Genomic DNA, 21,957 nt, shown 5'->3' with positions numbered 1-21,957 from the left:
TTCGCATACCCAGTTTCGAGGCCTAATGCACGGGTATCCCAGCGGCATGGCCAGATTCGGATACACCCTGATGACCGAGCAGAGCGGCCCACGCGAGCTTGTCGGCTACGCGGTGGCCGCCGAACATGTGGGCTTCGACTTCGAGGTGTGCAGCGACCACTTCAGTCCGTGGCTCGCCAGCCAGGGCCACGCCCCCAATGCCTGGCCGGTGCTCGGGGCGGTGGCCCATGCCACCGACACGGTGCACCTGTACTCGTATGTCACCTGCCCGACGATCCGGTATCACCCGGCGATCGTCGCGCAGCAGGCCGCCACCGTTCAGATCTTGGCCGACGGCCGATTCACCCTCGGCCTCGGAAGCGGGGAGAACCTCAACGAACACGTCGTCGGGCGCGGTTGGCCGACCGTCGAGCGCCGTCTCGACATGCTCGCCGAGGCGGTCAAGCTGATCCGGGAACTGCTCAGCGGTGAACTGATCGACTTCCGCGGTGAGTTCTACGAGGTGGATTCGGCGCGCATCTGGGATGTGCCCGACGATCCGGTGACCATCGGCATCTCGATCACCGGCGAGAAAGCCGTCGAGAAGCTGGCGGTGGCCGCCGACCACCTGATCAACGTCGCGCCGGACCGAGCCATCGTCGACCATTGGCGCGACCATCGGCAGGCAACCGGAGTGCTGCCCGAGGGACGCGTGATCGGACAGGTGCCGGTGTGCTGGGATCCCGACCGCGATGCCGCGGTGGAGCGCGCCCACGACCAGTTCCGCTGGTTCGGCGGTGGCTGGGCGGTCAACGCCGACCTCCCGACCCCCGCCGGCTTCGCCGCGGCCACCCGGTTCGTGCGGCCCGAGGACGTGGCCGAGGCGATCCCATGTGGGCCTGACCTCGACGCCATCGTCGCGGCGGTGGCGCCCTACCGGGATGCGGGGTTCACCGACATCGCACTGGTCCAGATCGGCGACGAAGGCCAGCAGCGGTTCCTCGACGAGGCGGCGAAACCGCTACTCGCTGCTCTGCGCGCCGAGCTGGACTGAAGACCCGATCGACATCGGATGGCCGAGACGCATCGCCAACGGCACCGCCAGCCACATCCCGACGAAGGTGATCAGCGCAATCGCGCCGGCGATCACGCCGGCCTCGTGCCCGGCAACCGTGTCGAAGATGAGCATGACCACGCCGGCCATCGCGATGCCAAGGAGCAGCAGCCCGATGAATGCGCACCGGTGCGCCGCGGAGACCAGCAGGTTCAACCGGTGCCGGCGGAACAGGATGCGGTGCATGCCGACCGGGGCCACCAGCAGAGCGGTGGCGGCCGCCGAACATGCCACGGTCACCAGATAGACGACCCGCATCGGCTCGTCCAGCATCGAAAACCGTTCCTGGAACGGCAGGGTGAGCAGGAGTCCGGTGAGCAATTGCACGCCGGTCTGTACCACGCGCAATTCCTGCAACAGGCTGGCCCAGTTGCGGTCGAGCCGTTCGGCTTCCGTTTCGTTGCGGGCGGCCTTGTCCCAGGGCTGATCCAGCTCGGGACGGTCCGGATCCATGTTGACAATGATCCCACGCTCCAACTGAGGTTTCCCGTAACGACGGGATGGGCATCCCTGGCGGGGCGGTCGCGGTTCGAGCCCCCCGACCCGGACGAAGAACAGGAGAGCAGTGGCGAAGTCGAGTCACCTGAGGCACGCGGTGCGGTGTCGTGAGCCCATGGCCCATCCTGGGATACTGTCGGTCCGAGATGCCGGGAGGTGAGATGGCCGAGGAGCAGAGGCAACCCAAGTCGACGGACCGCGCGGAGCGGTCGGTGGAGATCCGGGTCGCTGCCAGACTGGAGAACCTAGCTGTGCTGCGCACGTTGGTGGCCGCGGTGGCCACCTTCGAGGATCTCGATTTCGACGTCGTCGCCGACCTGCGACTGGCGGTCGACGAGGCCTGCACCGCATTGATCCGGGCCGCCCTGCCGGAATCGACACTCAAACTGGTCGTCGATCCGTACCAGGACACCGTGGTGATCACCGCCTCGGCCGTGTGTGCGGGTGCCGCGGCGGTCGCGCCCGGCAGCTTCAGTTGGCACGTGCTCAGCTCACTGACGGACGAGGTCGCCACCTTCACCGACGGTGACGGGCCCGACGCCGGCCAGGTCTTCGGCATCGCTCTGACGACGAGGCGAGCGAGCTTGCTGCGGTGACGTCGGAGTATGCAGACGTTCGCGACATGTTTCGCGAACTCAGCGGACTGTCCGAGGACTCGTCGGCCTATGAACGCCAACGGGAGCGGATCGTCGAACGGTGCCTGCCGCTCGCCGATCACATCGCCCGGCGTTTCGACGGCCGCGGTGAGCCCCGCGAGGATCTGGTCCAGGTCGCACGGGTAGGCCTGGTCAACGCGGTGAACCGGTTCGATGTGGAGGCCGGATCCGACTTCGTGTCGTTCGCGGTGCCGACGATCATGGGCGAGGTCCGCCGCCACTTCCGGGACAACAGCTGGTCGGTGAAGGTGCCGCGGCGGCTCAAAGAACTGCATCTGCGGCTCGGAGCGGCGACCGCCGAGCTGTCCCAGCGGTTGGGGCGCGCTCCGACGGCTTCAGAACTTGCCGAAGAACTCGACATGGATCGTGAAGAGGTGATCGAGGGGCTTGTCGCGGGTAGCTCCTACAACACGCTGTCCATCGACAGCGGTGGCGGGGGAGATGAGGATGCCCCGGCGATAGTCGACACGCTCGGCGATCTGGACGTCGGTCTGGATCAGATCGACAATCGAGAAACGTTGCGGCCGTTGCTCGCTCAGTTACCTGAGCGGGAGCGCACGGTGCTGGTTTTGCGATTCTTCGAATCCATGACGCAGACGCAGATCGCCGAGCGGGTCGGTGTCTCGCAGATGCATGTATCGCGGCTGTTGGCGAAATCGCTAGCGCGACTTCGTGACCAACTGCAGTAGCGGGGTCTTGCCGTTCAGTGTGGACAGGGCTGCCGCCACGCTGTAGCACGTGCGCAGCTCGGAATCGGGATCGCAGATCCGCAACAGCCGGTTGACTGACTTGCTGGGCACCAGTACCCAGTCGACATCTCCTACCGCGCAACGCACTTCGATGGCCTTGAGGGCGGAAAACCCTGCGGTGCCGAAGAAGTCGACGCCGGTGAGGTCGATGACGACCCGGCCGGCGTTGGTGATGTTGCCAACCGCGTAGTCGGCGAACTCGGTTGCGTTCAGGGCGTCGACTTCACCGTGTGCGCTGACCACCGCCGTCGATGGAGGCAGCCAGCGGGTGGCGAACGCGGCCGGCGAATCGTCGGTGCGGTCGATCAGGGCGTTCGTCGAAAAAACGGTCATTCGTAGCTCCATCAGTCGTAATACACGTATTCGTACTGTGGTGCGGCGTCAGTCGACAACGGTGCGAGTTCCCGCGCGTACTGTCGATGACGCTCGCTGCGGCTGTGAACTCAACCTGACAAGACCCTACCGCGATCAAGGTCGGCGGACAATTTGTCTGAGTGGATTCTTAAAGTCCCAGGTCAAACTGTTCGCATGTCGAATGCCGCTCCAGTTGCCGGTGTGGTGCTGGCCGCCGGCGCCGGTATCCGCTTCGGAATGCCGAAAGTGCTTGCCGAAGACGGTGCTTGGCTGAAACAGGCGGTGACCGCGCTCCGTGACGGTGGTTGTGACGAGGTGATCGTGGTGCTCGGTGCCGCGGTCGTGGACGTGCCCGAGCCGGCCCGGGCGGTGGTGGCAGAACGCTGGGCCGACGGCATGAGCGCGTCGGTCCGCACCGGGCTGGCTGCCGTCGGTCCAGCCGCATGGATCGTCCTGCACACCGTCGACACCCCGGACATCGGCGCCGACGTCATCACCCGGGTGCTGCGGGCGGCGCAAGCGGCCGGCTCGGGCCTGGCCCGCGCGGGCTACGACGGGCGCCCCGGCCACCCTGTCGTCGTGGCCCGCAGGCACCTGGCGGCGCTGACCGCCGCCCTGCACGGCGACCAGGGGGCCCGGGCGTTCCTCGGCGGCCGAGACGATGTCGTCGGCGTCGAGTGCGGTGACCTGGCCACCGGTCTCGACATCGACGAGCGCTGAGTGCGGCCTACAGCAGCCCCAACCGCTCGACGGCGTGACGTTCCTCGAGCAGTTCGGCCACCGACGCGTCGATACGGGCCCGCGAGAACTCGTTGATCTCGAGGCCCTCCACGATCTGCCAGGCGCCGTCGACCGCCCTGACGGGCAGCGAGGCGACGACGCCCTCGGGCACCCCGTAGATCCCCGGAGACGGCAGGGCCACCGAGGTCCAATCATCCGGATCGGTCCCGTCGACCCAGTCCCGCACGTGGTCGATGGCCGCGTTGGCCGCCGACGCCGCCGACGACGTACCGCGCGCCTCGATGATGGCCGTGCCGCGGGTGGCCACCGTCGGGATGAAATCGTGTGTCAGCCAGTCGGTATCGGATGCGTAATCCGCGCCGGGCCGTCCGTCGACGACCGCGTGGAAGATGTCGGGATACATGGTGGGGGAGTGGTTGCCCCAGACGGTCACCCGCGACACGTCGGAGACGTGCACACCGGCATGCGTGGCGAGGGCGGCGACGGCCCGGTTGTGGTCCAGCCGCGTCAGGGCGGTGAACCGCTCCTGCGGGACGTCGGAGGCGTGCGCCGAGGCCACCAGCGCGTTGGTGTTGGCTGGGTTGCCGACCACGACGACGCGCACATCGCTGCCCGCCCCGGCATTCAGCGCCTTCCCCGATTCGGCGAAGATCGCGGCGTTCGCCGCCAGCAGGTCGGCGCGTTCCATGCCCTTGCTGCGCGGCTTCGCCCCGACCAGCAGGGCGACGTCGACCCCGTCGAACGCCCGCACCGGGTCGTCGTGGATCTCCACGTCGACCAGCAGGTCGAAGGCACTGTCGACCAGTTCCATCACCACGCCTTCGGCCGCCCGGACCGCCGAGGGCAGTTCCAGCAGCCGCAGCTTCACCGGCACGTCGCGCCCCAGCAGCGCACCGGCGCCGATGCGGAACAGCGCGGCGTAGCCGATCTGGCCGGCCGCACCGGTCACTGTCACGACCTTGGGGTTGGCGGGTGTGCTCACGTGTGCACCTCCAGTCCGAGCACCTGCGCCGCGTAGCGCCGCACGGTGTCCTCCGAGATCGCGGCGGCGTCCTCGAAACCGGGGCGGCCCCGACTGCTCAGGAATCCGGTGACGGGATCGAGGATGACCTCGGCCAGCAGTTCGCCGGTGGTCGGCTCGCAGACCGCCCAGGTGTACCGGGTGTCATCGGCCCAGCCGTCGGCGGCGTCGTGAACGTAATCGAGGTCGTCCTCGCCCAGATCGGCGAGCGCGGGCCGATCGTCGACGCGGTCGTCGGCGCGCAGTCCGCGCAGATACCACTGGCCGTTGTTGATCTCCACAGGTTCCACAGGACCTCCACCGTGCCGTCAAGATGCCGAATGGCCACCTATGACACAAGATTCAACAGAATCTGTGCCACAAGTGGCCACTCGGCGTGAGAAGAATTACTTGATCTCGGCGATCACGGTGCCCTGAGTGATGGCAGCGCCGGCCTCGACGGCCAAGCCGGTGATGACACCGTCCTTGTGCGCGGTCACCGGGTTCTCCATCTTCATGGCCTCCAGCACCACGACCAGATCGCCCGCGGCCACTTCCTGGCCCTCCTCGACGGCGACCTTGACCACGGTGCCCTGCATCGGCGCGGTCACCGAGTCACCCGAGGCCGCCGCGCCGCCGCCACCGCCACGCTTGCGGGCCTTCGGCTTTTTGCGGATCGCGCCGGGGGCCGCGGCACCGCCGCCGCCACCGATCGCCAGATCACCGGGCAGCGAGACCTCCAGGCGCCGGCCGCCGACCTCGACGACGACGGTCTGGCGAGGAACGGTGTCCTCTTCTTCGATCGGATCGCCACCCGTGAACGGCTCGACCGTGTTGTTCCACTCGGTCTCGATCCAGCGGGTGTGCACGTCGAACTTCTCGTCGTCACCGATGAAGGCGGGGTCGGAGACCACGGCCCGGTGGAACGGGATGACGGTGGCGAGCCCTTCGACATTGAACTCGGCCAGCGCCCGACGACTCCTGGCCAGGGCCTCTTCGCGGGTGGCGCCGGTGACGATCAGCTTGGCCAGCATCGAGTCGAACTGACCGCCGATGACCGAGCCGGACTCCACCCCGGAGTCCATCCGGACGCCCGGGCCCGTCGGGGCCTCGAACTTGGTCACCGGGCCGGGGGCGGGGAGGAAGCCGCGGCCGGCGTCCTCGCCGTTGATGCGGAACTCGAACGAGTGGCCGCGCGGGGTCGGATCCTCGGTGATGTCCAGGGCCTCGCCGTTGGCAATCTTGAACTGCTGCAGCACCAGGTCGATGCCCGAGGTCTCCTCGGTGACCGGGTGTTCCACCTGCAGACGGGTGTTGACCTCGAGGAAGGAGATCAGGCCGTCCTGGCCCACCAGGTACTCGACGGTGCCGGCACCGTAGTAGCCGGCCTCCTTGCAGATGCGCTTGGCGGACTCGTGGATCTCCTTGCGCTGCGCGTCGGTCAAGAAGGGGGCCGGGGCCTCCTCGACGAGCTTCTGGAAGCGACGCTGCAGCGAGCAGTCGCGGGTGCCCGCGACGACCACGTTGCCGTGCGTATCGGCGATCACCTGAGCCTCGACGTGGCGCGGCTTGTCCAGGTAGCGCTCGACGAAGCACTCGCCGCGGCCGAACGCGGCGACGGCCTCACGCGTGGCCGACTCGAACAGCTCGGGGATCTCCTCGATGGTGCGGGCCACCTTCATTCCGCGACCGCCACCGCCGAAGGCGGCCTTGATCGCGACCGGCACGCCGAACTCCTTGGCGAAGGCGACGACCTCGTCGGCGTCCTTCACCGGGTCCGGGGTGCCTGGGACCAGCGGTGCCTGGGCGCGTGCGGCGATGTGGCGGGCGGTGACCTTGTCACCAAGATCGCGGATCGACTGCGGGCTCGGCCCGATCCAGATCAGCCCAGCGTCGAGCACGGCCTGGGCGAAGTCGGCGTTCTCCGACAGGAAGCCGTAACCCGGGTGGATGGCGTTGGCGCCGGACTTGGCGGCGGCATCCAGGATCTTCTCGAAGACCAGGTAGGACTCGGCTGAGGTCTGGCCACCCAGGGCGAAGGCCTCGTCGGCGAGGCGTACGTGCGGTGCATCGGCGTCCGGCTCGGCATACACGGCCACGCTGGCAAGGCCGGCGTCTTTGGCGGCGCGGATCACCCGGACCGCGATCTCCCCGCGATTGGCGACCAGCACCTTGGAGATCTTTGAGCTGGCGTGGTTGGCCACGGTGCCTCCTCGGCAGTTCTCTAAGAAACGTCTTTAAGAATCTATCGCGGGCAGTTTATGCGCCGCACCTTGAGGCTTGCCAAACCGGTATCGGTTACCCGTGAGTAGGTTTCACCCCGAATCTCGGTGTGGCTCCATCGGTCCTGCTGACGGCGGAAATTGCTGCGTCGCCGCCGGGCTCGGCGGAACTACGGTTGGCCCGTGGGAACGGGGATTCTCGTCATTGTCGTCGGCGTGTTGGCCGGTGCGGTCATGGTGGCCTGGCCCAGGCGCCTCTGGTGGGTGACCGAGTCCTGGAAGTTCAAAAATCCGGAGGCCAACGAACCGAGCGACACGGTTTATGGGCTGACCCGGGCAGGCGGGGTCGGGTTGGTCATCGTTGCGCTGTTTCTCGGTGGCTCGATCATCAGCGACGACCTGTCGGCCAAACGCAAGCGCGAAGCCGAACAAGCGCAGGCCGCGGTCGAGGCAGCCTTCGTGGCCCCGGCGCCGGAGAATCGCGGACCCCTGCCGGTGATCGGCTATTTCACCCAGAAGTTTCCCAAAAGCCTCCGCGTCACCGTGTACTACCTGGCGCCTGGCGAATCGGTGCGCGCGGAGATCCGCGAGTCGGCAAGCCGCGGGCCGAACAAGTGGAACTTCCCGTGCTACACCTACGGCGGGGCGGGCCCGGTCAAGGCCGGGCCGCTGCTCGTCAACCCCGAATTATTTTGGGCGCCAAAAGAACTCGGCGATCTCGCGAAGTCGGACGGCTGCCGTCTCGGCGTCGGACATAAGGTTCACGAAACCTCACGGTTCGTCGACGGCTCGGTGGCGCCGCCCATCGTCACCGATTCGGCCATCGTCGATCGGAACGGAACTGAGATCCTGCCCGCGGCGGCGGGCAACGTCGTCCCGAAACTCACCCAGCGGATGTACCCGGACCCGTAGCAGGTCGGCGGGACCTCAGGCCGCGCGCAGCCGCCGTTTGATGCGCGTCAGCATCGCCGACATTCCGCGCAGCCGCAGCGGGCTGATCAACGCGCCGAGTCCCAGGGCGGTGTAGAAGTCATCGGGCACCGCCAGGATGTCGTCGGCCGGCTGGCCGTCGAGACCGGTGGCCAGGATCGCGGCGAAGCCACGCGTCGTCGGCGCCTCCGGGGGTGCGCTGAAGAACAGCCGCACATTGGCGCGGTCGGATGCGTCGACGTCCAGGAACAGCGGGGACTGGCATTCGGGCACGGGCTCCATTGCCGCCTCCTCGAGATGAGTCGGCAATGGTGGCAGCTCGTTGGCGAATTCCAGCAGCAGCTGCAGCTTGTCCTGGCCGGCCACCTCCTGGAAGTCGGAGACGACCTCAGCCAGGGCGGCCGGCATGGTCACGGTGCCGAACCAGGGTCGGGGCCGACGGCGACGGGCACCCGCACGGCGTTGCCCCACTCGGTCCAGGAGCCGTCGTAGTTGCGCACGCCGGGCAGCCCGAGCAGGTGGGTCAGCACGAACCAGGTGTGGCTGGAACGCTCACCGATGCGGCAGTACACGACGGTCTTGTCCTCGGGGGTGAGGAAGCTGTAGAGCTCCTCGAGCTCGGTCCGGCTGCGGAACTGGCCGCTGTCCTTGGCCGCCTTGGCCCACGGGATCGACTTCGCCGTGGGGATGTGCCCGCCGCGCAGCGCGCCCTCTTCCGGGTAGTCGGGCATGTGCGTCCGTTCGCCGGTGTATTCCTGAGGCGAGCGGACGTCGATCAACGGCTGCTTGCCGAGGATGTCCAGGACATCGTCCTTGTAGGCGCGGATCGGGGCGTCGTTGCGCTCGACGACCGGGTAGCCGCTGGATTGCCGGGTGGGCACCTCCAGCGTGGTGTCGCGGCCGTGGGAGACCCACAGATCGCGGCCGCCGTCGAGCAGGCGCACATCGGGATGACCGAAGAGGGTGAACACCCACAACGCGTAGGCGGCCCACCAGTTGCTCTTGTCGCCGTAGATGACGACGGTGTCGTCGCGGCTGATGCCCTTGCGGTCCATCAACTCGGCGAACTGCTCACCGTTGATGTAGTCACGCACATGAGGGTCGTTGAGGTCGAGGTGCCAGTCGATCTTGACGGCACCGGGAATGTGGCCCGTGTCGTACAGCAGGACGTCCTCGTCGGACTCGACGATGGCCAAGCCGGGCCGGCCCAGGTTGCTGGCCAGCCAGTCGGCGGTGACCAGGCGCTCCGGATGGGCGTACTCGGCAAGAGTGGGGCTGGGATCAGCAGGCAGCGGCACACCATGAGCGTACCGTCGGTCCGGCTATCTGCGTCGCCGCAGTCGCTCGCGGCGCGGGGCTAGGCGGTGTAGGCCACCTCGTAGGCCACGGCGTACCGGCGGGCACCGTTGTTGGCGCGGAACAGCGAGCCGCCGTTCTGGGACCAGGTCACCACCCGCAGCAGTCGCTTGCCCGGCGACAGCCGTTTGGTGATGATGTCGGCGAACGCGGCGCGCAGCCGCTCCAGATCGCATGTTTCGAAGTCGCGGGCCACGCGAACATCCCACATCGTTTCTTCGATCGGCATCGGCCCAGTGTCAACCCGTAGTTGAGACTTTTCTGGGCATCGACACGGCGTGCCGCCAGCCGGAAAGGTTGCAATTTGGTCACTGCCGCGCGACGCCGTCGGCCCGCGATGGTCCCCGGCGGGGTCGGTATGACCGCGGTGTTATCGAACGGTGGTCTCGCTCAACGAGATTCGACAGGAGTACGGACGTGTGATCGATACACCCGGCATGAAACTGGCCACGACCCTGGACCGCCTGCACACGGAATCGCCCAACATCATGATTCCGCCGCGATCGTCTGCCGGATAGGCCGGTCAGCTCCCGGTGCGCGGCGCCCATAGCTGCGCGATGGAAATCCCAGCCGCGGCGAGCATCCGGCGCAGCAACGGCAGGCTCAACCCGATCACATTGGACGGATCGCCCTCGATGCCGTCGACGAACCAGCCGCCCATCCCGTCGAGCGTGAAACCGCCTGCGACACCGAGGGGTTCGCCCGTGCGCAGATAGGCCTCCAGATCCGCCTCCGACGGCGAACCGAACCGCACCGCGGTGATTCCGGTGTCGACGACGCGATGGGCCACCGCCCCGTCGCGGACGGCGAGAACGGCGTGGCCGGTGTACAGCTGGGCCGTCCGGCCCGCCATCGTCTGCCACTGTCGCCGCGCGGTGTCGACATCGCCAGGCTTGCCGCACAGTCGCCCGTCGAGAAACAGCATGGAGTCACAGCCGATGACGACACAGTCCGCGGCGAGCGCCGCGGGCAGACGGGTGAGCACCTCATCGGCCTTGGCGACGGCCAGTCCGCTCACCACCCGCTCCGGTGGGGCATCGGCCAGCGACGCGATCACGGCGTCCTCGTCGACACCCGAAACCACGACCAACGGATCGAGGCCGGCCTGGCGCAGAACGCCAAGCCGGCCTGTCGATGCCGAACCCAGGACGACCCGGGTCATCTAGCGGCTCACTAGCGCCGCATGTGGGTGCGCTCCAGCAGCGTCACCCGCTGCCAGCTGAAGATCGAGTAGCGCAGCTTGTCGACCGGGTGGCCCCACAGGTTGCGGTCACGCACGGCCGGCTCGGCCGCGCCGCCACCGGCGGTGCTGAGAACGGCCATCAGCGCGGCCATCTCCTCGTCGGTGGGCTCGCCACGCAGCACCTTGATGTGTGCCTCGTGATCTGTCTTGGCCTCGTCGGTGGTGACGTCGGCCTGCACCTCGGCGCTCACAGTGGGATGTTCCCGTGCTTCTTCGGCGGCATCTGGATGATCTTGCGCTCCAGCAGTCGCAGGGCGTTGGCGACATAGCCACGGGTGTGCGACGGCGGGATGACCGCGTCGACGTAGCCCCGCTCGGCGGCGATGTAGGGATTGACCAGGGTGTCCTCGTAGGTCTGCTGCAGCTCCAGGCGCAGGGCATCAACATCCTCGCCCTTGGCGGCCGCCTCCTTGAGCTGCTGGCGGTACACGAAGCCCACCGCGCCCGAAGCGCCCATCACTGCGATCTGAGCGGTGGGCCAGGCGACCACGACATCGGCGCCCATGTCCTTGGAACCCATCACGCAGTACGCGCCGCCGTAGGACTTGCGGGTGATGACGGTGACTTTCGCGACGGTGGCCTCGCCGTAGGCGTAGAGCAGCTTGGCGCCGCGGCGGATGATGCCGTTGTACTCCTGGTCGGTGCCGGGCAGGAAGCCGGGGACGTCGACCAGCAGGACGATCGGGATGTTGAAACAGTCGCAGGTCCGGATGAACCGGGCGGCCTTCTCCGAGGCGTTGATGTCGAGGCAGCCCGCGAACTGGGTGGGCTGGTTGGCCACGATGCCCACCGGGCGCCCGTCAACCCGGCCGAAGCCGACCACGATGTTGCCCGCGTAACCGGCCTGCACCTCGAGGAACTCGTCGTCGTCGAGGATGCGGGTGATGACCTCGTGCATGTCGTACGGCTGATTCGGGGAATCCGGGATCAGCGTGTCGAGCTCGATGTCCTCTTCGGTCAGGGTCTCCTCGATGGAGCCCTCAGGCGCGGCCACCGGGTAGTGCGGCGGCTCGGCGTAGTTGTTCGGGGGCAGGTAGCTCAGCAGATCGCGAACGTACTCGAAGGCGTCCTGCTCACCGGACGCGACGTAGTGCGCGGTGCCGGACTTGGCCATGTGGGTGTGGGCGCCGCCCAACTCCTCCATGGTGACGTCCTCGCCGGTGACGGTCTTGATGACGTCCGGGCCGGTGATGAACATCTGGCTGGTCTGGTCGACCATGATGACGAAGTCGGTCAGCGCGGGGGAGTAGACGTGCCCGCCGGCCGCCGCACCCATGATCAGCGAGATCTGCGGGATGACACCCGAGGCCTTGATGTTGTTGTGGAAGATCCGGCTGTACAGGCCGAGGGAGACCACACCCTCCTGGATGCGGGCGCCTGCGCCGTCGTTGATGCCGATCAGCGGGCGGCCGGTCTTGATGGCCAGCTCCTGGACCTTGACGATCTTCTCGCCGTAGACCTCGCCGAGGCTGCCGCCGAACACTGTGGCGTCCTGGCTGAAGATGCAGACGTCGCGGCCGTCGATGGTGCCGTAGCCGGTGATCACACCGTCGCCCAGCGGCCGGTTGTTCTCAAGGCCGAAGTTGGTGCTGCGGTGCTTGGCCAGCGCGTCGAGTTCGACGAACGAACCCTCGTCGAGCAGGGCAAGGATGCGCTCGCGGGCGGTGAGCTTGCCCTTGGCGTGGACCTTCTCCACGGCGGCTTCGCCGACCGGGTGCAGCGTCTCCTCGGCCCGTCGCTTGAGATCGGCCAGCTTGCCTGCAGTGGTGTGGATGTCCACCTGGTGCTCGGCGGACGGCTCGGTAACGCTCGTCATGGGACCCGATGTTATCGGTAACCCTAAGACAGGTCTAAGAGAGGTGGGCGTGGCGCGCGTCACTCTGGTTGGCGTTGTGTGCTGTGGCCTGACGCCGGTGGCGGCCCTGCGCCTACGCTCTCGACATGACCACGGCGCCGGTTCTGCTCTCTGAACTGGGCACCGATCCCGCATCGGTGCTGCGGCTCGTCGCCCAATTCGACGCGATGGAGGAGCAGGAGGCCAATGCGGATGCGGCCGTACGGTTTGCCGCACTGACCGCCGGATGCCCCGTGGGTGTCCGGTGGCCGGGAGGAACCGCCGTCCGCTACGACGCATCGGGACGCCTCGATCCGATCGACGACGGCGCCGCGCCGCCGGTGGGGCACGAGACCGTCGTCTGGGTGGAGCGAGACGGCTCCGGCCACCCGTTGGATGCCGTGCTGCTCGACCGGCTGCGCCGGGTGATCGGGCGGGTCGCGGCGCGGACCGGGGTGAGCGGCACTCCGCACCTCGGTGATCCGGCATTGCTCGAGGTGGTGTTGTCGGCCAAGGAACATCGCGAAGACCGGGCCAGGGCCATGCGGCTGTTGGGGCTCGACGAGCTCCGGCCGACGTGTGTGCTGGCGGCGTCGGGTCATTCGCCGGGCGAGACGGTCCATCTGATCACCGATGTGCTGTCCGCGCCGACGGTGCGGTCGGCGGTGATCGGCAACGCCACGGCGATCGTGTGCCAGGGGTCGTTCGACATGCGCGAGCTCTCGGATCGGCTTGAGCGGCTCATCGTCGAACGGTTTCCCGCGGTGGTGAGCACCCACACGGCGTCCGGGCCGTGGGTCGGAATCGGTTCTGTCGGAAGCGCATTCAGTGCGTCCACATCATGGCACGAAGCCGTGCGGGCGCTGCGGTTCGCGTCGTCGACCGGGTTCGGCAGGCGCGTGGTGGCCTACGAACGGCTCAGCTCGCTGGAGCTGCTGGCCGACCTGCCGATCGACCGGGTGCGGCGTAACCGAGATGTGGCCCGCATCAACGAGATTGCGTCGACGCCCGCCGGGGATCTCGATGTGCAGACCACCGAGGCGTTCTTCGTCTACGGCTCGTTGCGGCGCACCGCCGCCGAACTTCACGTGCACCACAGCACGGTCGCGGCCCGCCTGGCCCGCATCCAGGCCGCCATGGGCTGGGACTTCGAGGATCCGGTGGACCGGTTTCTTGGCACGCTCGTACTCATGGTCCGGCGGATCTCGATGTCCTCGGCCGAACTCGCCGACGCGGACCTGCTCTAGGCCTTTCGCGAGATCAACGCCATGGTCGCTCACGGCGCGGACGGGCAGCCACGGCGTTGCTTTCGGGACCGGGTTCCCAGCCCCGCGACACCAGGGCGGCGCGCACCTGCGCGACGATGTCGTCGCCCCGGTCCTCTTTGATGACGTGCACCACGTGCCAGTCGAGCCGCTGCAGCACCCGGTTCACCCGAACGTCGAGCACATATTGCTGCCGACTGGTCAGATGCTGCTCGCCGTCATACTCGGCCCCGACCCGGTACTGCTCCCAGCACATGTCGATCCGGCGGACGTAACGCCCGGATTCGTCGCAGATGACGAACTGCGTTGTTGGACAGGGCAGTCCGGCATCGATGAACAACAACCGCAGCCGCGATTCCGGCGGCGACTCGGCCCCCGCATCGGCCAGTGGCAACGCCACCCTGAGCCGTCGCAGGCCCCGAGCACCGGCATGGCGTTTCGCGATGAGCGCGACGTCCTCAAGGTCGACCGGGCAAGCGTTCATCAGTGCGTCCATCCGCTCGACGGCCCGGTCCCTCGTCAGGTGACGGCCGAGATCGAAAACCGTCCGGGCCGGAGTGGTAACGCGGATACCTCCGACGGTCATGACCTCGTCCTGATGCGCGGTTTCCCGCCGAACGATCAACCCCCGCTGAGGCCGGACGGTCGCGATCAATTCGACCGGAGCGGTGTCGTCGACCCACCTGGCACCATGCATCGCCGAGGCGGCCAGGCCGGCGATCACCGCATCGGGCGATGTGAGGGCGACGCCGACGACCCTGTCACGCAAGCGTGTCTGGTGCTCGCGGGGTACATAGACATCGCGGTAGATCGGCCGATACCGGCTGCGCAGCTGGCCTCTCGTGAGATGGCCGGCCGCCACGGCCGCGCTCCCGACGAATGGAACTCGCACATCTGTTGGACGCCGAACACCGAGATTCGGCTCCCACGTCACTCGAGGACAACGCCATGGTCGTTGGCGGCGCCGCGCAGCGACCATGGCGTTGCTTTCGGGGGAGGAGCCTGGCGCGATCCCGGCCCACCCCGACGGGCGTCGGGCGAATCGGTCGGATCGCGCGACGCATGTCGGGTGACGGGCATCACCACTTTGGCCAAGATTGCGATGCAGCCCGCAACAGACAAGGAGGCCGACATGGCCGTCATCGACCCGACCAAGACCTGGGTTCCGGTGGAAGAACGTCTCGCCGTGACCACCGACGAGCGGCATCGTCAGGTGCTCAGCATCGTTCTCGAGCACATGAAGGCCGAGGCGGAGCCGGACATGGAACGCCTGATGGCCACCTTGGCTCCGAACCCGGACTATCACTTCTGGTACGCCAACGCCGACATGGGGCCGAAGACCACCGAGGGCGTGCGTGCCTACTACGAGGCATTCGTGGCCAGCGGTGCCAACCACCTCGTTTTCGAGATCGATCGCCTTGCCGTCGACGATGATCTGTTGATGACCGAAGGCTGGATGAAGATGATCTACCCGGGGGCGGCCGCCCAGGCGATCGGCGTCGAGGTCGAGGACCCGGACGGCGACTACCTGCTGCTGTTCCGTCAGCTGATCAACTGGCCGATCGATGCCGACGGCCTGATCCTCGGTGAGGACGCCTACCAGACCGGCCCGGTCAGCGTGACCAAGCTGAACCCCGAAGACCTGCCGCAGAAGTACGTCGACCAGAAGCGCGCCGCCGCCGAAGCCCATGCCTGACGCCCGGACCGACATCGCGTCGCTGCTGCTCGACCGGGTCGGCGACCAGCACCTCGGCCTGCGCACCCGCGACCGGGACTGGACCTGGGATGAGGTGGTGGCCGAATCCGCCGCGCGCGGGGCGCTGGCCCAGGCGCTGCGGGACTCGGGGCAATTCCAAGGCCCCTTCCATATCGGCATCCTGCTCGACAACGAGCCCGACTTCGTGTTCTGGTTGGGCGGTGCGGCACTCGTCGGGGCCGCTGTCGTCGGGATCAACCCCACCCGTGGCGCCGCCGAGCTGGCCGCCGAAATCCGCCATGCCGATTGCCAATTGATCGTCACCGACACCGCCGGTGCCGAGCGGTTGCGCAGCCTCGACATCGGGCTTGGCCCGGAACGCATCCTGGTGATCGACACTCCGGACTACCTGGCGCTGGTCGACGCACACCGCGGCGTTCCCGCCGCCGCGGCCGGGGTCGGCGAGGACTCGCTGATGCTGCTGCTGTTCACCTCGGGGACGACGGGCGCCTCCAAGGCCGTCATCTGCAGCCAGGGGCGGCTGGCCCGGATCGCCTACGCGGCTGCCGAGAAGTTCGGCCATGTGCGCGACGACGTCGAGTACTGCTGCATGCCGTTGTTCCACGGCAACGCGATCATGGCGCTGTGGGCGCCCGCCCTGTCGGTCGGCGCGACGGTGTGCCTGACGCCGTCGTTCACGGCGTCGGGGTTCCTGCCCGACGTGCGGTACTACGGCGCGACGTTCTTCACCTACGTGGGCAAGGCGCTCGGCTACCTGATGGCCACGCCGGAACAACCCGACGACGCCGACAACCCGTTGGTGCGGGGTTTCGGCACCGAGGCCTCGCCGGACGACCAGAAGGAGTTCAAGCGCCGGTTCGGTGCCGAACTGTTCGAGGGCTACGGGTCCAGCGAGGGTGGTGGAGCGGTGGTGCTGGCGCCGGACATGCCGCCGGGCGCGCTGGGCCGGCCCGCGCATGCCGGGGTGGCCATCGTCGATCCGGAATCGCTGAAGGATTGCGTCCCAGCTGTTTTCGACGAGCACGGCCGGGTGCTGAATCCGGACGATGCGGTCGGGGAGATCGTCGACAAGTTCGGCACCCGCACCTTCGAGGGCTACTACAAGAATGACGAAGCCAACGCCGAGCGCATCCGCAACGGGTGGTACTGGACGGGTGATCTCGGGTATCTCGACGAGGACGGCTTCATCTACTTCGCCGGCCGGCGTGGGGACTGGATCCGCGTCGACGGCGAGAACACCTCGGCGTTGAACATCGAGCGGGTACTGCGCCGCCATCCCGAGGTGGTGGCGGCCGGGGCCTACGCGGTGCCTGATCCGCGGTCGGGTGACCAGGTGATGGCCGCGATCGAGGTGGCCGACCCCAGCGGCTTCGACGCCGCGGCGTTCGTCGACTACCTCGCCGAACAGGACGATCTGGGCAGCAAGGGAATTCCGCGGTTCCTGCGGGTGTCGAAGAACCTACCGGTCACCGGGTCCAACAAGGTGCTCAAACGTGAACTGCAACAGGAACGTTGGCACACCGACGAGGTCGTGTACCGGTGGGTGGGACGCGGCGCGCCCGCGTATGAGGCCATGGGCGACGATGACAAACAGTCGCTGGACGCCGAGTTCACGCAGTACGGGAGGCAGCGTTATCTATGAAGTGGGATGACCAGTGTGATGTGCTGATCGCCGGGTCGGGCGGCGGTGGCGTCACCGGCGCCTACACCGCGGCCCGCGAAGGCCTGTCGGTGATCCTGGTGGAGGCCAGCGACAAATTCGGCGGCACCACAGCGTATTCCGGTGGCGGCGGGGTGTGGTTCCCGTGCAATCCCGTGCTCAAGCGGGCCGGCACCGACGACACGATCGAGGACGCGCTGGAGTACTACCACGCCGTCGTCGGCGACCGCACCCCGCGCGAACTCCAGGACACCTACGTTCGCGGCGGTGCGGGCCTCATCGAGTACCTCGAAGCCGACGACATCTTGAAGTTCGCCCCGATGCCGTGGCCCGACTACTTCGGCAAGGCGCCCAAGGCCAGGACCGACGGTCAGCGCCACATCGCGGCCCGCCCGCTCAAGGTGGAGAAGGCGCCGCACCTACGTGAGCTGGTCCGCGGGCCGCTCGACGCCGACCGGCTCGGCGCCGAACAGCCCGACGACTATTTCATCGGCGGCCGGGCCCTCATCGCCCGCTTCCTGAAAGCCATCGAGCAGTACCCGGACGCCTCGCTGCGGCGCAACACCGCGCTGGTGGAATTGGTGGTCGAGGACGGGACGGTGACCGGCGCGATCGTCGAATCCGACGGTCAGCGCCGGGCCATCCAGGCCCGCCGGGGCGTGCTGCTCGCGGCGGGCGGGTTCGAGGGGAACGACGAACTGCGCCGTGAGTACGGCTGTCTCTTTTACACCTCTNGATGTCGACCTCATGGAGCAGGCGTGGTGGTCCCCGGGAATGACGCATCCGGACGGACGGTCGGCCTTCGCGCTGTGGTTCACCGGCGGCATCTTCGTCGACCAGAACGGGCAGCGGTTCGTCAACGAGTCGGCGGCCTACGACCGCATCGGCCGGGCCATCCTGCCCCGGCTGGCCGACGGCTCGATGACGTTGCCGTACTGGATGATCTACGACGACCGTGAGGGCGAAGTACCTCCGGTCAAGGCCACCAACGTCTCGATGGTCGACACCCAGCAATACATCGACGCCGGGCTGTGGCACACCGCCGACACCCTGGAGGAGCTGGCCGCCAAGATCGGTGTCCACGCCGACAACCTCACCGCCACCGTCGAACGCTTCAACACCTTCGTCGCGTCCGGCACGGACGAGGATTTCGGCCGCGGCGACGAGGCCTACGATCGGGCGTTCTCCGGCGGCGCGTCACCTCTGGTCGCGATCGAGAAGGGGCCGTTCCATGCCGCGGCGTTCGGCATCTCCGACCTCGGCACCAAGGGCGGGCTGCGTACCGACACCGCCGCCCGGGTACTCGACACCGACGGTCAGGTGATCGCAGGCCTGTACGCGGCGGGCAACACCATGGCCGCCCCCAGCGGCCATGCCTATCCCGGCGGCGGAAATCCGATCGGAACGAGCATGCTGTTCAGCCACCTGGCGGTCAAAGACATGTTAGGACGAGAAGCATGAGTGACATCCGGGAGATCGACGCCGGCGCGGCGATGACGCGGTTCGCGCGCGGCTGGCACTGCATCGGGCTCGCCGATTCGTTCCGCGACGGGCAGCCGCACGGCATCGAGGCGTTCGGCACCAAACTCGTCGTCTATTCCGACTCGGCCGGCGCGCTGCACGTGCTGGATTCGTACTGCAGGCACATGGGCGGCGACCTGTCGATGGGGTCGGTCAAGGACGACAATCTGGCCTGCCCGTTCCATGACTGGCGTTGGGGCAGCGACGGCAAGTGCAAGCTGGTGCCGTACGCCAAGCGCACACCGCGGCTGGCCCGCACCCGTAAATGGCCGACCATCGAGGTCAACGGCCAGCTGCTGGTCTGGCACGACCCGGAAGGGTCGGAGCCGGCCGCCGAGCTGACCCCGCCCACCATCGAGGGCTACGAGGACGGCATCTGGTCACCGTGGCAGTGGAACTCGCTGCTGATCGAAGGGTCGCACTGCCGCGAGATCGTCGACAACAACGTCGACATGGCGCACTTCTTCTACATCCACCACGCCTACCCGACGTACTTCAAGAACGTCATCGAAGGCCACACCGCCAGCCAGTTCATGGAGTCCAAGCCGCGGCCGGACTATGCCACCAGAGAACTCTGGGACGGCACCTATCTGCGTTCGGAGGCAACGTATTTCGGCCCGGCGTACATGATCAACTGGTTGCACAACGATCTGGCCCCGAACTTCACCGTCGAGATCGCCCTGATCAATTGCCACTACCCGGTGACGCACGACTCGTTCGTGCTGCAGTGGGGCGTCGCGGTCCAGCGCAATCCGGGGCTGCCGGCCGAGAAGGCCGAGAAGCTTGCGGCGACGATGAGCCGCAGTTTCGGTGACGGCTTCATGGAGGACGTCGAGATCTGGAAACACAAGGCGCGCATCGACAACCCGTTGCTGACGGAGGAGGACGGGCCCGTCTACCACCATCGGCGGTGGTACGAGCAGTTCTATGTCGACGTCGCCGACGTCACGCCCGACATGACCGACCGCTTCGAGCAGGAGGTCGACACCACGCACGCCAACGAGCTCTGGCAGCAGGAGGTGGCGGCCAACCTGGCGGCGCCGCGATAGCCCCGCGGGGTACGGACATGTCGATGCGGCACGGCGCCGAGCGGGTGGCTCGCTATGTCTGCGCCGTACTGCTCGCGGTCGGTCTGGTGTCGTGCGGGACAAAGTCGTCCTCCCCGGAGGCTCCGGGTCTGTATCCGCCGATCGCCCGGGCCCCGGCGGCTCCCACCCCGGAGGCCCTGGCCCGGCGCGGTGAGATCGTGAGGGTCGACACCGGGGTGCGCTATTCAGCCGAACTCGCCGCAGCCGCCGGAGAAGTGAAGCGGGCGCTGTACCGCTCGACATCGGGGGTGACCGGCCGGCCGGTCGACGTCGGTGGGGTCTTCGCCGTGCCGAAGGGTGCGCCGCCGGCCGGCGGTTGGCCCGTGGTTTCGGTGGGCCACGCCACGACGGGGTCAGACCACGGATGTGGGCCGTCGCTGCGGCCCGACCTGATGGGGTACACCGCCACGGTCACCGGTCTGCTCGCGTCGGGCTTCGCGGTGGCGATGAGCGACTACGAGGGCCTCGGCGATCAGGGTGTGCACGCTTATCTTGAGCCGTACTCGGCTGGCTACAACCTGATCGACGCGACCCGGGCGCTGATGCGGCTGTTTCCCGATGTGTCATCGAACTGGGCGGCGTTCGGCGGTTCGCAGGGTGGTCAGTCCGCTTGGGCGGCAAACGAATTGGCTGACACCTACGGTGACGGTCTGACGATGGCCGGCGCCATGGCACTGGCGCCGCCGGTCAACGTCGTCGACCTGGCCGAGCGGGCCTACCGCGGCGAGCTGACCGCCGAACAACAAGGGGTGTGGCCGCTGGTGGTCGTCGGCCTGCACCGAGCCGGCCTGTTGCCCAGCACGTCGCCGTACCTGCGCGGCAGTGCCGACCCGACGATCCCCGGCTTCCTCGGCTGTACGGAGCAGGACACCTGGCTGCGGTCCGGCCTCGACGCCGACGACATGCGGCCGGAAAGCGTCGAGGCCACCGACGAGCTGGTACGCGCGTTGCGACAGACCGCGTTGCCGCAGCGGCCGCCTGCGGCGCCGATGGTGGTGATCAACGGAACGCAGGACCAGGTGGTGTTGCCGTCGTGGGTCGACTACTCGGTGAAGCTCAGTTGCCGCCTGGGCGCTGACATCCAGCATGTGGAGTTGTCCCAGGCAGATCATGACAAGGGCTATCCCGACGAAGACATCATGAACTGGCTGGTGCAGCGTTTCGCCGGGGCGCCCACCGAATCCAATTGCGGTGAGTGACATTTCCGGCCCCCAGTAAGCTGGCCGCGATGAATACGCGACCACCGCTGGACACCGCCGCACTGCGAGCCGGATTGTGCGCGCCCTGGCGCCGGCTCGACGTCGTCGACGAAACCGGATCCACCAACGCCGATCTGCTGGCCCGGGCGGCCGCCGGGGAGGACATCGCCGGGGCGGTGTTGATCGCCGAGCATCAGAACGCCGGGCGCGGCCGACACGGCAGGCAGTGGTCGGCCCCACCGCGTTCCCAGTTGGCCCTGTCCGTCGGGGTCGACGCCGCAGGGGTGCCCGTCGACACCTGGGGCTGGCTGCCGTTGGCCACCGGGGTCGCCGTCGTCGACGCCGTCGCCGAGCTCACCGGCATCCGCGTGGGCCTCAAATGGCCCAACGACGTGCAGGTAGGGCCGGGCGGCGGAAAACTCGCAGGCATCCTGGCCGAGGTGGCGTCACCGGCACCGGTCGTCGTGGTCGGCGTCGGCCTCAACGTGACGATGACCTCCGACGAGGCGCCCGACCCGCGCGCCACCTCGCTGACCCGGCTCGGCGCGGCCATCGTGGACCGCGGCCCGCTGGCTCAGGCGCTGCTACGGCATCTGGCCGACCGGTTCGCCGGCTGGCGCGAGGCCGACCCCAAGCTGGCGACCGATTACCGCGAACGCAGCGTCACCATCGGCAGCCGGGTGCGAGCGATCCTGCCCGGGGACACCGGCGTGGAGGGAACGGCCGCCGACATCGACCTACTCGGTCGGCTGATCATCGACACCGGAACCGACCGGGTCACGGTGTCGGCCGGCGACATCACCCACCTGCGGCCCGTGGAGTCGTAGAGTT

Annotated in this window: 23 protein-coding genes and 1 pseudogene; 12 read left to right on the top strand and 12 right to left on the bottom strand. The window is 67.8% G+C overall.

Features of this window, described 5'->3' with window-relative positions:
• Positions 1-46 precede the first annotated feature (46 nt).
• On the top strand, positions 47-1,033 hold the full coding sequence (locus BN4332_RS30190; protein ID WP_066903613.1) for an LLM class F420-dependent oxidoreductase: 987 nt from the start codon (positions 47-49) through the stop codon (positions 1,031-1,033).
• Here BN4332_RS30190 and BN4332_RS30185 read toward each other — a convergent pair.
• The gene (locus tag BN4332_RS30185; RefSeq protein ID WP_066903564.1) at positions 1,001-1,546 is read right to left on the bottom strand and encodes a DUF6328 family protein; all 546 of its coding nucleotides are present in this window, start codon (positions 1,544-1,546) and stop codon (positions 1,001-1,003) included. The two genes, BN4332_RS30190 and BN4332_RS30185, sit on opposite strands and share 33 nt — an antisense overlap.
• Positions 1,547-1,752: 206 nt before the next feature.
• Here BN4332_RS30185 and BN4332_RS30180 point away from each other — a divergent pair, with 206 nt between their 5' ends.
• Positions 1,753-2,187 carry an ATP-binding protein gene (locus BN4332_RS30180; protein ID WP_066903562.1) on the top strand — a complete coding sequence of 145 codons (435 nt, stop codon included), beginning with the start codon at positions 1,753-1,755 and terminating at the stop codon, positions 2,185-2,187.
• Between the two features lie 26 nt (positions 2,188-2,213).
• On the top strand, positions 2,214-2,936 hold the full coding sequence (locus tag BN4332_RS30175) for an RNA polymerase sigma factor SigF (RefSeq protein ID WP_235654357.1): 723 nt from the start codon (positions 2,214-2,216) through the stop codon (positions 2,934-2,936).
• Here BN4332_RS30175 and BN4332_RS30170 read toward each other — a convergent pair.
• Positions 2,907-3,329 carry an STAS domain-containing protein gene (locus BN4332_RS30170; RefSeq protein WP_066903558.1) on the bottom strand — a complete coding sequence of 141 codons (423 nt, stop codon included), beginning with the start codon at positions 3,327-3,329 and terminating at the stop codon, positions 2,907-2,909. The genes BN4332_RS30175 and BN4332_RS30170 overlap by 30 nt on opposite strands.
• Positions 3,330-3,524: 195 nt before the next feature.
• Between BN4332_RS30170 and BN4332_RS30165 the strand changes: the two genes are divergently transcribed.
• Positions 3,525-4,070 carry a nucleotidyltransferase family protein gene (locus BN4332_RS30165; protein ID WP_066903556.1) on the top strand — a complete coding sequence of 182 codons (546 nt, stop codon included), beginning with the start codon at positions 3,525-3,527 and terminating at the stop codon, positions 4,068-4,070.
• 7 nt (positions 4,071-4,077) lie between these two features.
• Here the strand turns inward: BN4332_RS30165 and BN4332_RS30160 are convergent, their stop codons facing one another.
• The 3 genes from BN4332_RS30160 to BN4332_RS30150 form a co-directional block, all read right to left on the bottom strand.
• On the bottom strand, positions 4,078-5,073 hold the full coding sequence (locus BN4332_RS30160) for a malate dehydrogenase (protein ID WP_066903554.1): 996 nt from the start codon (positions 5,071-5,073) through the stop codon (positions 4,078-4,080).
• On the bottom strand, positions 5,070-5,402 hold the full coding sequence (locus BN4332_RS30155; protein ID WP_066903552.1) for a hypothetical protein: 333 nt from the start codon (positions 5,400-5,402) through the stop codon (positions 5,070-5,072). Before BN4332_RS30155 ends, BN4332_RS30160 begins: the two co-directional genes overlap by 4 nt.
• Before the next feature lie 96 nt (positions 5,403-5,498).
• On the bottom strand, positions 5,499-7,295 hold the full coding sequence (locus BN4332_RS30150; protein WP_066903550.1) for an acetyl-CoA carboxylase biotin carboxylase subunit: 1,797 nt from the start codon (positions 7,293-7,295) through the stop codon (positions 5,499-5,501).
• A 201-nt stretch (positions 7,296-7,496) separates the two neighbouring features.
• Between BN4332_RS30150 and BN4332_RS30145 the strand changes: the two genes are divergently transcribed.
• Positions 7,497-8,225, top strand: coding sequence for a DUF6199 family natural product biosynthesis protein (locus BN4332_RS30145; protein ID WP_066903548.1), 729 nt, complete (start codon positions 7,497-7,499; stop codon positions 8,223-8,225).
• A gap of 15 nt (positions 8,226-8,240) precedes the next feature.
• On the opposite strand, the gene BN4332_RS30140 is transcribed toward BN4332_RS30145, so the two are convergent.
• The 6 genes from BN4332_RS30140 to BN4332_RS30115 form a co-directional block, all read right to left on the bottom strand.
• Complete coding sequence (locus BN4332_RS30140; RefSeq protein WP_066903611.1) at positions 8,241-8,651, bottom strand: SufE family protein; 411 nt, start codon at positions 8,649-8,651, stop codon at positions 8,241-8,243.
• Positions 8,652-8,653: 2 nt separating this feature from the next.
• Complete coding sequence (locus BN4332_RS30135; protein WP_066903546.1) at positions 8,654-9,541, bottom strand: sulfurtransferase; 888 nt, start codon at positions 9,539-9,541, stop codon at positions 8,654-8,656.
• Positions 9,542-9,600: 59 nt separating this feature from the next.
• Positions 9,601-9,828 carry a hypothetical protein gene (locus BN4332_RS30130; RefSeq protein ID WP_235654332.1) on the bottom strand — a complete coding sequence of 76 codons (228 nt, stop codon included), beginning with the start codon at positions 9,826-9,828 and terminating at the stop codon, positions 9,601-9,603.
• A 294-nt stretch (positions 9,829-10,122) separates the two neighbouring features.
• Positions 10,123-10,761, bottom strand: coding sequence for a Maf family protein (locus BN4332_RS30125; protein ID WP_066903544.1), 639 nt, complete (start codon positions 10,759-10,761; stop codon positions 10,123-10,125).
• 11 nt (positions 10,762-10,772) lie between these two features.
• Entirely contained in the window at positions 10,773-11,033 is a 261-nt protein-coding gene (locus BN4332_RS30120; RefSeq protein ID WP_084459457.1) for an acyl-CoA carboxylase subunit epsilon, read from the bottom strand.
• A complete protein-coding gene (locus tag BN4332_RS30115) occupies positions 11,030-12,658 on the bottom strand; it encodes an acyl-CoA carboxylase subunit beta (protein ID WP_066903542.1) in 1,629 nt (542 codons plus the stop codon). Before BN4332_RS30115 ends, BN4332_RS30120 begins: the two co-directional genes overlap by 4 nt.
• 125 nt (positions 12,659-12,783) lie before the next feature.
• Between BN4332_RS30115 and BN4332_RS30110 the strand changes: the two genes are divergently transcribed.
• Positions 12,784-13,923 carry a PucR family transcriptional regulator gene (locus tag BN4332_RS30110; protein ID WP_066903540.1) on the top strand — a complete coding sequence of 380 codons (1,140 nt, stop codon included), beginning with the start codon at positions 12,784-12,786 and terminating at the stop codon, positions 13,921-13,923.
• Between the two features lie 13 nt (positions 13,924-13,936).
• On the opposite strand, the gene BN4332_RS30105 is transcribed toward BN4332_RS30110, so the two are convergent.
• Positions 13,937-14,710 (bottom strand): type IV toxin-antitoxin system AbiEi family antitoxin, encoded by a 774-nt coding sequence (locus BN4332_RS30105; RefSeq protein ID WP_435405216.1) that lies wholly within the window; start codon positions 14,708-14,710, stop codon positions 13,937-13,939.
• Between the two features lie 363 nt (positions 14,711-15,073).
• On the opposite strand from BN4332_RS30105, the gene BN4332_RS30100 reads away from it, so the two are divergent.
• The 6 genes and pseudogenes from BN4332_RS30100 (at position 15,074) to BN4332_RS30075 (ending at position 21,953) form a co-directional block, all read left to right on the top strand.
• The gene (locus tag BN4332_RS30100) at positions 15,074-15,637 is read left to right on the top strand and encodes a nuclear transport factor 2 family protein (RefSeq protein ID WP_084459463.1); all 564 of its coding nucleotides are present in this window, start codon (positions 15,074-15,076) and stop codon (positions 15,635-15,637) included.
• Positions 15,630-17,300, top strand: coding sequence for a steroid-22-oyl-CoA synthetase (casI, locus tag BN4332_RS30095; RefSeq protein ID WP_066903536.1), 1,671 nt, complete (start codon positions 15,630-15,632; stop codon positions 17,298-17,300). The genes BN4332_RS30100 and casI overlap by 8 nt, the downstream gene beginning before the upstream one ends.
• Positions 17,297-18,779: pseudogene (locus tag BN4332_RS30090) on the top strand (FAD-dependent oxidoreductase). Before casI ends, BN4332_RS30090 begins: the two are co-directional and overlap by 4 nt.
• A complete protein-coding gene (locus BN4332_RS30085; protein WP_066903534.1) occupies positions 18,776-19,888 on the top strand; it encodes a 3-ketosteroid-9-alpha-monooxygenase, oxygenase component in 1,113 nt (370 codons plus the stop codon). Before BN4332_RS30090 ends, BN4332_RS30085 begins: the two are co-directional and overlap by 4 nt.
• 17 nt (positions 19,889-19,905) lie before the next feature.
• The gene (locus BN4332_RS30080; RefSeq protein WP_066903532.1) at positions 19,906-21,126 is read left to right on the top strand and encodes a lipase family protein; all 1,221 of its coding nucleotides are present in this window, start codon (positions 19,906-19,908) and stop codon (positions 21,124-21,126) included.
• Positions 21,127-21,155: 29 nt separating this feature from the next.
• Complete coding sequence (locus BN4332_RS30075; protein WP_066903604.1) at positions 21,156-21,953, top strand: biotin--[acetyl-CoA-carboxylase] ligase; 798 nt, start codon at positions 21,156-21,158, stop codon at positions 21,951-21,953.
• Positions 21,954-21,957: the final 4 nt, after the last annotated feature.

This window comes from Mycolicibacterium houstonense (assembly GCF_900078665.2).
In the GTDB taxonomy this organism is placed as follows: Bacteria; Actinomycetota; Actinomycetes; order Mycobacteriales; family Mycobacteriaceae; genus Mycobacterium; species Mycobacterium houstonense.
Note: the sequence above shows the minus strand (reverse complement) of the source record. Positions and strands in the feature narration are given on the sequence as shown.